The sequence below is a fragment of the Rhodopseudomonas sp. BR0C11 genome (assembly GCF_010820945.1).
GTDB classification, from domain to species: Bacteria; Pseudomonadota; Alphaproteobacteria; order Rhizobiales; family Xanthobacteraceae; genus Rhodopseudomonas; species Rhodopseudomonas palustris_H.
Genome location: NZ_QTKI01000158.1, coordinates 1 through 10,286, shown reverse-complemented (window position 1 = coordinate 10,286; position 10,286 = coordinate 1). Strand labels below are relative to the sequence as shown.

Annotated in this window: 11 protein-coding genes; 7 read left to right on the top strand and 4 right to left on the bottom strand. The window is 65.5% G+C overall.

The features are described 5' to 3' along the window. From hemW to rph, 3 genes are all read right to left on the bottom strand, one after another. The coding region (gene hemW / locus DYI24_RS13850; RefSeq protein ID WP_164572701.1) for a radical SAM family heme chaperone HemW at window positions 1–690 on the bottom strand (690 nt) is incomplete at its 3' end. Next, window positions 680–1,312: an RdgB/HAM1 family non-canonical purine NTP pyrophosphatase gene (rdgB, locus tag DYI24_RS13845; protein WP_164572700.1), complete on the bottom strand. Its 633-nt coding sequence runs from the start codon at window positions 1,310–1,312 to the stop codon at window positions 680–682. The genes hemW and rdgB, both read right to left, overlap by 11 nt. Window positions 1,313–1,363: 51 nt before the next feature. Next, a complete protein-coding gene (rph, locus tag DYI24_RS13840) occupies window positions 1,364–2,077 on the bottom strand; it encodes a ribonuclease PH (RefSeq protein ID WP_011155897.1) in 714 nt (237 codons plus the stop codon). Window positions 2,078–2,230: 153 nt separating this feature from the next. Here rph and hrcA point away from each other — a divergent pair, with 153 nt between their 5' ends. Together hrcA and grpE are read left to right on the top strand one after the other, a co-directional pair. Then, entirely contained in the window at window positions 2,231–3,319 is a 1,089-nt protein-coding gene (gene hrcA / locus DYI24_RS13835; RefSeq protein WP_107342567.1) for a heat-inducible transcriptional repressor HrcA, read from the top strand. A 90-nt stretch (window positions 3,320–3,409) separates the two neighbouring features. Continuing rightward, the gene (gene grpE / locus DYI24_RS13830) at window positions 3,410–4,033 is read left to right on the top strand and encodes a nucleotide exchange factor GrpE (RefSeq protein WP_107342568.1); all 624 of its coding nucleotides are present in this window, start codon (window positions 3,410–3,412) and stop codon (window positions 4,031–4,033) included. A gap of 106 nt (window positions 4,034–4,139) precedes the next feature. Here the strand turns inward: grpE and DYI24_RS13825 are convergent, their stop codons facing one another. After that, window positions 4,140–5,081, bottom strand: coding sequence for a hypothetical protein (locus DYI24_RS13825; protein ID WP_164572699.1), 942 nt, complete (start codon window positions 5,079–5,081; stop codon window positions 4,140–4,142). A 334-nt stretch (window positions 5,082–5,415) separates the two neighbouring features. Here DYI24_RS13825 and dnaK point away from each other — a divergent pair, with 334 nt between their 5' ends. From dnaK to DYI24_RS13800, 5 genes are all read left to right on the top strand, one after another. Next, on the top strand, window positions 5,416–7,311 hold the full coding sequence (gene dnaK, locus DYI24_RS13820) for a molecular chaperone DnaK (protein ID WP_107342570.1): 1,896 nt from the start codon (window positions 5,416–5,418) through the stop codon (window positions 7,309–7,311). A gap of 216 nt (window positions 7,312–7,527) precedes the next feature. Then, a complete protein-coding gene (gene dnaJ / locus DYI24_RS13815; protein ID WP_011155902.1) occupies window positions 7,528–8,667 on the top strand; it encodes a molecular chaperone DnaJ in 1,140 nt (379 codons plus the stop codon). Between the two features lie 93 nt (window positions 8,668–8,760). Then, window positions 8,761–9,366 (top strand): class I SAM-dependent methyltransferase, encoded by a 606-nt coding sequence (locus DYI24_RS13810; protein ID WP_107342571.1) that lies wholly within the window; start codon window positions 8,761–8,763, stop codon window positions 9,364–9,366. Between the two features lie 106 nt (window positions 9,367–9,472). Continuing rightward, window positions 9,473–10,054, top strand: a complete 582-nt coding sequence (locus tag DYI24_RS13805; protein ID WP_107342572.1) for an NADPH-dependent FMN reductase — start codon at window positions 9,473–9,475, stop codon at window positions 10,052–10,054. Window positions 10,055–10,061: 7 nt separating this feature from the next. Further along, on the top strand, window positions 10,062–10,286 hold a 225-nt coding region (locus DYI24_RS13800), incomplete at its 3' end, for an orotidine 5'-phosphate decarboxylase / HUMPS family protein (protein WP_205523514.1).

The window sequence follows — 10,286 nt, the reverse complement described above, 5'->3', positions numbered from 1 at the left end:
TGGAGTGACGTCGTACAGCGCCCGCGGTTCGGCCTCGTCCGGCGTCGGCAGTTTGCCGGCCTTGTGCAGCGAATAGAACGGCGTGTCGGGCTCGATGGTCAGTTGATACAGCGACAGATGCTCGGCGGCCTCGCCGATCGCGTAGCGCAGTTCGGCCTCCCACATCGCCGCGGTCTGTCCGGGTCGCGCATAGATCAGGTCGAACGAATAGCGGTCGAACGCCGATTTGGCGATCGCCACCGCATTCAGGGCTTCTTCGGCCGAATGCAAGCGGCCGAGCGCCTTCAGCGAGGCATCGTCGAGCGCCTGCACGCCGAGTGACACGCGGTTGACGCCGGCGGCGCGATAGCCGCGAAACCGCGTCGCCTCGACGCTGGTCGGATTGGCTTCGAGCGTCACTTCGGCGTCGGGCGCGACCTGCCAGTGCCGGGCGATCGCGTCCAGGATCGCCGCCACTGTCGATGGCTGCATCAGGGACGGCGTGCCGCCACCGAGAAAGATCGAACTCACCTGGCGCGGCCCGATCCGCTCGGCGGTGGTGGCGATCTCACGCGCAAACGCGCGGGCGAACCGCTCCTCGTCGATCGCGGCGTGGCGGACGTGGCTGTTGAAGTCGCAATACGGGCACTTCGACAGGCAGAACGGCCAGTGCACGTAGACGCCGAAAGCTGGGTCGGAGCTAGCCCGCAAGGCAGATCTCCGCCAGTTTGACGAATGCCTTGGCGCGGTGCGACAGGCCGAGGCCGAGCGGCGGCAGGCCGTGCTTTTCGATGCTGGTCATCTCGCCGAAGGTGCGGCTGTGACCCTCGGGCAGGAACACCGGGTCGTAGCCGAAGCCGGCGGTGCCGCGCGGCGGCCACACCAAAGTGCCGTCGGCGCGGGCTTCGACCTCTTCAATGTGCCCGTCCGGCCAAGCGACGCACAGCGCCGAGACGAAATGCGCGGTGCGCCGCTCCGGCGCGATGGCGCCGCGTTCCTGCAGCAGCCGCTCGATCCGCGCCATGGCAGCGCCGAAGTCCTTCGTCTCGCCGGCCCAGCGTGCGGAATATATTCCCGGGGCGCCGTCGAGCGCGTCCACCGCAAGGCCGGAATCGTCAGCAAACGCCGGCAGTTGCGCGGCCTTGGCGGCGGCTTCGGCCTTGATCCGGGCATTGGCCTGGAAGCTGTCGCCGGTCTCGTCCGGCTCGGCGAGGCCGAGCTCGCCGGCGGAGATCGCTTCGATGCCGTAAGGCGCCAAGAGCTCGCGCATCTCGGCCAGCTTGCCGGGATTGTGGGTGGCGATCACGAGCTTGCCTGTGATTCGACGATGCATGGCGATGTCAGCCTAGCTCAGCTCGCGTTGCAAAGAAGTGGCAGGAATGACTCACCCAACCGCCATTTTCTGCAGGTCCACCAGCCGGGCGACGCCCTTTTGCGCCAGCGCCATCAGCTGCAGGAACTCGTCCTGCGAGAACGGGGTGCGTTCCGCGGTGCCCTGCACCTCGACCAGCCGGCCGTCGCCGGTCATTACGAAGTTGGCGTCGGTCTCGGCCTCGGAATCCTCGGCGTAGTCGAGGTCCAGCACTGGCGTGCCGTTGTAGATGCCGCAGGAGATCGCCGCGACGTTATCGCGGAGCACCTGGCCCTTGATCATGTTGCGGGCCTTCATCCAGTTCAGGCAGTCCGCAAGCGCGACCCAGGCGCCGGTAATCGAAGCGGTGCGGGTGCCGCCGTCGGCCTGCAGCACGTCGCAGTCGACGGTGATCTGGCGCTCGCCGAGCGCCTCGAGATCGACGATGGTGCGCAGCGAGCGGCCGATCAGGCGCTGAATCTCCACGGTCCGGCCGTTCTGCTTGCCGGCGGACGCTTCGCGGCGGGTGCGCTCCAGGGTGGCCCGCGGCAGCATGCCGTATTCGGCCGTCACCCAGCCGCGGCCCTGGCCCTTCAGCCACGGCGGCAGCCGCTCTTCCAGGGTGGCGGTCACCAGCACGTGGGTGTCGCCGAACTTCACCAAGCAGGAGCCCTCGGCATATTTGACGACGCCGCGTTCCAGCGACACGGCGCGCAATTCGTCGGGCGCACGGCGGCTCGGCCGCATGGGGGACCTCCATCTATGGCAGGGGGAAGAACAATGTTGCGGTGCTTTTAGGGGGCCGCAGCCGCAGCGGCAAGGGTTGCGGCCAAAGCCATGCGCTCCCCGCTTGTAACCGGGCCGAAGCGACGACAAATTAAGGGGATTACGGAGGACAATTTGGCTCAGCACGACCCGATCGGCCTGATCGCGCCCAATGCCGGCCTTGCCCAGCTCAACGAGCGCTCGCGGGAGATTTTTCGTCAGATCGTCGAAAGCTATCTCGCGACCGGTGAGCCGGTGGGCTCCCGCAACATTTCCCGTCTGATTTCCGTCCCGCTGTCGCCGGCTTCGGTGCGCAACGTGATGGCCGATCTCGAACAGCTCGGCCTGATCTACGCCCCGCACACCTCGGCCGGCCGGCTGCCGACCGAACTCGGCCTGCGGTTCTTCGTCGACGCCCTGATGCAGGTCGGCGACCTGACCGAGCCGGAGCGGCAGTCGATCCAGGCGCAGCTTTCGTCGGTGGGACGCGCCCACACGGTCGAAGCCGCGCTCGGCGAGGCGTTGACGCGGCTGTCGGGCCTGACGCGCGCCGCCGCGGTTGTGCTGACCGCCAAGGCCAACGTTCGGCTCAAGCACATCGAATTCGTCCGGCTGGAGCCCGAGCGGGCGCTGGTGATCCTGGTGGCCGAAGACGGCCAGGTCGAGAACCGGGTGCTGACGTTGCCGCCCGGGGTGCCATCGTCGGCGCTGATCGAGGCAGCCAATTATCTCAACGCGCGGATTCGCGGTCGGACGCTGGCCGAAGCCCGGCTCGAGCTCGAATCGCTGATGGTTCAGAACAAGGCCGAGCTCGATCAGCTCACCCAGAAGGTCATCGCGGCGGGCATCGCCAGCTGGTCCGGCGGTGACGGCGAAGACCGGCAGCTGATCGTGCGCGGCCACGCCAATCTGCTCGAAGACCTGCACGCGCTCGATGATCTGGAGCGGGTGCGGCTGTTGTTCGATGACCTCGAGACCAAGCGCGGGGTGATCGATCTGCTCGGCCGCGCCGAAAGCGCCGACGGCGTACGGATCTTCATCGGCTCGGAAAACAAGCTGTTCTCGCTGTCGGGCTCGTCCACCATCATCGCGCCGTACAGCGACGGCGCCGGCCACATCGTCGGGGTGCTCGGCGTGATCGGCCCGACACGGCTGAACTATGCGCGGGTGATCCCGATGGTCGATTACACCGCGCGGATCGTCAGCCGGATGCTCGGCGGCTGATTTTCCGAAACTTGATTTTCGCGCCGCAAACCACGATATCCCGGCCAGCTCTCCCGTAACGATCCAGAGATTTTTCAAGAAGGTAGCGTGATGACCGAGACTGATGGACAGAAGGACAACAACCAGGACACGGCGCAGGCCGCCGCCGATCCGGTCGTTTCCAAGCCGTACATCATGCCGGACGACCCGGAAGAAGGATCGAACGAGGCACTGGTGCGCGAGGCTGCGGACGCGCGCGACAAGATGCTGCGGACGCTCGCCGAAATGGAGAATCTGCGGAAGCGGACCCAGAAGGAAGTCGCCGACGCGCGCACCTATGGGGTGACCTCGTTCGCACGCGACGTGCTCGATATCGCCGACAATCTGCAGCGCGCGCTCGACGCGGTGCCGGCCGACGCCCGCGCCAATGCCGAGCCGGGCCTCAAGGCGCTGATCGAGGGCGTCGAGCTGACCGAGCGCTCGCTGCTCAACGCGCTGGAAAAGAACGGCGTCAAGAAGTTCGACCCGAAGGGTCAGAAGTTCGATCCGAACTTCCAGCAGGCGATGTACGAAGTGCCGGATCCGTCGGTGCCGGCCGGCACCGTGGTGCAGGTGGTTCAGGCCGGCTTCACGATCGGTGACCGTGTGCTGCGTCCGGCGCTGGTCGGCGTCGCCAAGGGCGGCGCCAAGGCGGCGCCGAGCGACGGCGGCAGCGAGACCGGCAGCGTCAACTGAGGCGAGTTGCGGCTTCGGCGCGAGCCGGAGCCGCGCCGCTGATCAGCCTCAGAAAATGTTTTGAGAAATAGAACGACGCGCCCCCTGCGCGTCGTTTTTCATTTGATCAGCGCGGCTGCAAACCGTCGCGGACTTTGCGGAAGCGCGGAAACGCAGTTTCCCATTGTTCTTTCGGCGACGAGCCGATCACCCGCATCGCCACATTGGCGCTGCCGAAGCGCAGCCACTGCACCACGGTCACCGGCGTATTGTCCTTGCCGCTGACGCCGGTGACCCGGGTCTCGAATCCGGGCGCGCCATCGATCCGGATCGGCTCGGACATCGTGATCTTGCTCTCGCGCACGCCGGGGATGGCTTCGGCCGCCTGCTGGGCGAAGCGGGCGCGGTCGTCGGTCTTCTCCGGCACCGAACCGATCAGGCCCAGCACCATGAACGGGCCGGTCTCGACCGCCTCTTCGTTGCCATCGGTCAGGAGCAGTGCAGCGCCGGGGGCCAGCGTCCGCACCGTCTTGAAGTCGCCGAGCTCGCGGATCTTGAACGGCATCTGCGCGACCTGCTCGTCGATCGGCACCTGCTGCCGCACCGACACCGACGACAGCATCTTCTTGACGGCCTCGTCCGAGTAGGTCTTCGCCTCGGTCGCCGGCACCTGGACGGCGACGTAGCCGGAAAACAGCTTGCTGCCGGGCACGATCAGCGAGTAGCGGCGGACCTTGTCGGGCCCCACCACCGCGTCTTCGGCGGTGAAATAGCCGTTGCCGGCGGCGGTCTCGATCTTCTCCGGCTTGACGTTGCCGAGCGAGCCTTCGGGCGCGGCTTTGAAGGCCGCGTCGATCTGATCGAACGCCGGTCCCGGCAGCTCCGACACCAGCACCTTGACGCCTTGGTCCGCAGACTCAAAGCCCAGGAAGGCCGTGGACTGGTTCAGCCCCGGCATCGGCACGATGCCGACCCGGATGCCGCGTGGGTAAACCGCATCGGCGGCGACCGCGTTGGTCGCGGCGGCCGACAGCAGGGCAATCGCAAACAAGCGCGCTATCTGTCTCATGGCGAGTTGTCCTGGGGCTGCATTGAGGCCGTTGTTTGGTCGGGTTCGACCGGGTTTGGTGCCGCAAATCGGACGGCCGGCGACCGCGATGATGCGCTGCGCGCGCCGGCCCGGCAAGCCGCGCCGCAGCGCGCTATGCAGGCGGTTCGTAACGATTCGTAAAGCCCATGTTTTCGTGATCGAAACGCCGCCACGGTCCTTGCGGACCCGACCCCCCCTCCTATATCAGGCTCACCGCCGCCAAATCGCGAGCAAGTGAATTTTCTTAGGGGGTTTGGACCGGTGCGCCGTCAGGGCCCGTCCAACTCGCCGCAAAAAGAAGGATGTGAACACCATGGGAAAGGTCATTGGTATCGACCTCGGCACCACGAATTCGTGCGTTGCCGTAATGGATGGTAAGTCTGCCAAAGTCATCGAGAACGCCGAGGGTATGCGCACGACCCCGTCGATCGTCGCGATCACCGACGACGGCGAGCGTCTGGTCGGCCAGCCGGCGAAGCGTCAGGCGGTCACCAATCCCGAGCGCACCTTCTTCGCAGTCAAGCGCCTGATCGGCCGCCGCTACGACGACCCGATGGTCGAGAAGGACAAGGGTCTCGTCCCCTACAAGATCGTCAAGGCTTCCAACGGCGACGCCTGGGTCGAAGCCGACGGCAAGACCTATTCGCCCTCGCAGGTCTCGGCCTTCATTCTGCAGAAGATGAAGGAGACCGCGGAAGCGCATCTCGGCCAGAAAGTCGATCAGGCCGTCATCACCGTTCCGGCGTACTTCAACGACGCCCAGCGCCAGGCCACCAAGGACGCCGGCAAGATCGCCGGTCTCGAAGTGCTGCGCATCATCAACGAGCCGACCGCGGCCGCGCTGGCCTACGGTCTCGACAAGGCCAAGACCGGCACCATCGCGGTGTACGACCTCGGCGGCGGCACCTTCGACGTCTCGATCCTGGAGATCGGCGACGGCGTGTTCGAGGTTAAGTCGACCAACGGCGACACCTTCCTCGGCGGTGAAGACTTCGACATGCGTCTGGTCAACTACCTCGCCGACGAATTCCAGAAGGAGCAGGGCATCGACCTGCGCAAGGACAAGCTTGCGCTGCAGCGACTGAAGGAAGCCGCCGAAAAGGCCAAGATCGAGCTGTCGTCGACGACGCAGACCGAGATCAACCTGCCGTTCATCACTGCGGACCAGTCCGGTCCGAAGCATCTGACCATGAAGCTGACCCGCGCCAAGTTCGAAGCGCTGGTCGACGATCTGGTGCAGAAGACCATCGAGCCGTGCCGCAAGGCGCTGAAGGATGCCGGCCTCACCGCCGGTGAGATCAGCGAAGTGGTGCTGGTCGGCGGCATGACCCGCATGCCGAAGGTCCAGGAAGTGGTGAAGCAGCTGTTCGGCAAGGAGCCGCACAAGGGCGTCAACCCGGACGAAGTCGTGGCGATCGGCGCGGCGATCCAGGCCGGCGTGCTGCAGGGCGACGTCAAGGACGTGCTGCTGCTCGACGTGACCCCGCTGTCGCTGGGCATCGAGACGCTGGGTGGCGTGTTCACCCGCATCATCGATCGCAACACCACGATCCCGACCAAGAAGAGCCAGGTGTTCTCGACCGCCGAAGACAATCAAAACGCGGTCACCATCCGGGTCTTCCAGGGCGAGCGCGAAATGGCGGCCGACAACAAGATGCTCGGTCAGTTCGACCTGATGGGCATTCCGCCGGCACCGCGCGGCATGCCGCAGATCGAAGTGACGTTCGACATCGACGCCAACGGCATCGTCAACGTCTCGGCCAAGGACAAGGCGACCGGCAAGGAGCAGCAGATCCGCATCCAGGCTTCTGGCGGTCTGTCCGACTCCGAGATCGACAAGATGGTCAAGGACGCCGAAGCCAACGCGGCCGAAGACAAGAAACGCCGCGAAGCGGTCGACGCCAAGAACCACGCCGACGCGCTGGTGCATTCCACCGAGAAGGCGCTGGCCGAGCATGGTTCGAAGATCGACGAAGGCGAGCGCCGCAGCATCGAAGACGCGCTGAGCGATCTGCGCGAAGCCCTGAAGGGCGACGACGCCGAGGCGATCAAGACCAAGAGCAATACGCTGGCGCAGGCTTCGATGAAGCTCGGCGAAGCGATGTACAAGCAGGCCGAAGCCGGCGGCGCTGCGCAGCAGGCCGGTAAGGACGACGTGGTCGACGCCGAGTTCACCGAAGTCGACGACGACAAGAAGAAGTCGGCGTAAGTCACCTCCGACGGAGACTACGCGACGTGGACCATGCCCCCATCTGAGGAACGCCATCCGCGGTCATCAGGTGGGGGTTGTCTTGTAAGGCGTATCGATCCCGTTTCGGGATTGGGCGCCGGCCGTGGCGGACCCTCCCTCGGAACGGTTCTTTCACCGGCATGAAAGCTGCACGCACCCGGAGCCAAACGGGTCGAATTCCAGCAGGTTTGACGGATGTCCACTACCAAGCGTTGCTACTACGAAACCCTCGAAGTCGAGCGCAACGCCGACGATTCGACGCTGAAGAGCGCCTTCCGCAAGCTCGCGATGAAATGGCACCCGGACCGCAATCCGGGCGACCCGCAGTGCGAGATCAAGTTCAAAGAGATCAACGAAGCCTACGAAGTCCTCAAGGATGGCGATAAGCGCGCCGCCTACGACCGCTACGGCCACGCTGCGTTCGAGCAGGGCGGCTTCGGCGGCGGCGCCGGGTTCGGCGCGGGCTTTGCGTCGTCGTTCTCCGACATCTTCGAAGATCTGTTCGGCATGGCGGCGCAGCGCGGCCGCGGCACCGGCCGCGAGCGTGGCGCCGACCTGCGCTACAACATGGAAATCACCCTGGAGGACGCCTTCAAGGGCAAGACCGCGCAGATCGAAATTCCGGTCTCGGTCACCTGCGAAGCGTGCTCCGGCACCGGCGCCAAGGCCGGCACCAAGCCGAAGACCTGTTCGACCTGCGGCGGCGCCGGCCGCGTCCGTCAAGCCCAGGGCTTCTTCACGCTGGAGCGCACCTGCCCGAGCTGCCAGGGCCGCGGCCAGACCATCGAAGACCCCTGCCCGTCCTGCACCGGCTCCGGCCGCGTCACCAAGGAGCGGACGCTGTCGGTCAACATTCCGCAGGGCGTCGAAGACGGCACCCGGATTCGGCTGGCCGGTGAAGGCGAAGCCGGTCTGCGCGGCGGACCGCCCGGCGACCTCTATATTTTCCTGTCGCTGGCCAACCACGCCATCTTCCAGCGCGACGGCGCCGACCTGCACTGCCGCGTGCCGATCTCGATGGTGACGGCGGCGCTCGGCGGCGAATTCGAAGTGCCGACGATCGATCGCGGTAAGACCAAGGTCAAAGTCCCGTCGGGCACGCAGACCGGCCGCCGATTCCGCATCGCCGGCAAGGGCATGCCAGTGCTGCGCTCGCGGCAGGTCGGCGACATGTATGTCCAGGTGGTCGTCGAAACGCCACAGAACCTCACCAAGAAGCAGCAGGAACTGCTGGCGGAGTTCGAAAAATTGTCCTCCGGTGAAACCCAGCCCGAGGCCGTGGGTTTCTTCTCGAAGGTCAAAGAATTCTTTGGCTCCCGCGCTAGCGCTCCCTGACGGTCGTCTAACTTGACCGGCCTGGGTGTGGCCTATACTTGTTGATGTAACAAAAATTTGACACTGGGCCGCGTTTTCCCGGTTGGTAGCTGAATGGCTTTGCAGTCGTCCGTTCGCGCGTTCAAGAAGCCACCCCGTCCGCTCGTCGACGAGGTTCGCTTTCTGCGCTCCTGGATTGAGAAGCCGTTGCACATGGGCGCGGTGATGCCGTCGGGCAAGCTGCTTGCCCGGACCATGGCGCGTTACGTCGACATCCAATCTGATGGCCCCGTCGTCGAACTTGGGCCTGGGACCGGCGCGATTACCAGCGCGCTGGTGGAGCATGGCGTCGACCAGAAACGTCTGGTCTTGCTCGAATTTGATCCCGGGTTCTGCGCGTTGCTGCGCGAGCGCTTTCCGCTCGCCAAAGTCGTGCAGGGCGATGCTTACCGGCTGCGCGACTCGCTGTGGGATGCGCTCGAGGTCCCGGCAACTGCGGTCGTGTCCGGTCTGCCGCTGGTGACCAAGCCGATGCTGACGCGGATGAAACTGATCCGCGATGCGTTCACACTGCTCGAACCCGGCGCGCCGTTCGTGCAATTCACCTATTCGGTGGCCCCTCCGATCCCGAAGTCGCTGCCCGGCGTGTCGACCGAGGGCTCCGAGCGGATCTGGATGAACGTCCCACCCGCTCGTGTCTGGGTTTACCGCAAGCGCTGAGGCGCCGCCGGTTCAAGCTCCGACTTCTCTGATTTGCTGACAGCACTTGGTTCGCGATCACCCCGCCCGCCCTTGATCGCGGCGGCGCGCTGGGGGATACCGGGCCATGTCCGCGGTCAAGATCCTGATCATTCCCGGTTCGCTGCGCACCGGCTCGCACAATGTGCGGCTGGCGGCCGCTGCCGCGCACGAATTCGCCCGGGCCGATATCGACACCACTTGGCTGTCGCTCGCCGACTATCAGCTGCCGATCTACGACGCCGACTTCGAGGCGAAATCCGGGGTGCCGAAGAACGCCGTCGGCCTGAAGCGGATGATCGGCGCGCACCACGGCGTGCTGATCGTCAGTCCTGAATACAATTCGGCGCCGCCGCCGCTGCTCAAGAACGCGATCGACTGGGTGTCGCGGGTCGAGGATCCGCATGAGACCCAGGGGCAGGTGTTTCGCGACCGCGCCTTTGCGCTCGCCGCAGCCTCCGAAGGCAAGCTCGGTGGTGCGCGCTGCCTCGCCGCGTTGCGGCTGATCCTGTCCGGCTGCAGGGCCCCCGTCATTCCCAATCAGCTCACGCTGTCGTTCGCCCACGAGGCTTATGACGACAACGACCGGCTCAAGCACCCGGCCGACATCGCCGCCCTGCAGGCGATGGTGCGGCAACTGATCGATTTCGCCCAGCAGATGATGAGGTAACGAGTTCATGGCGCCAGCCGACACCCCTGACCGCGACCGGCTGATCGTCGCGCTCGATCTGCCCGATATTCGTGTCGCAGAAGCGATGGTCGACCGGCTCGGCGACAGCGTCGGCTTCTACAAGATCGGCTATCAGCTCGCTTATGCAGGCGGACTGCCGCTGGCCCGCGCGCTGGTCGGCGCCGGCAAGAAAGTGTTCGTCGACCTCAAGCTGCACGACATCGGCAACACC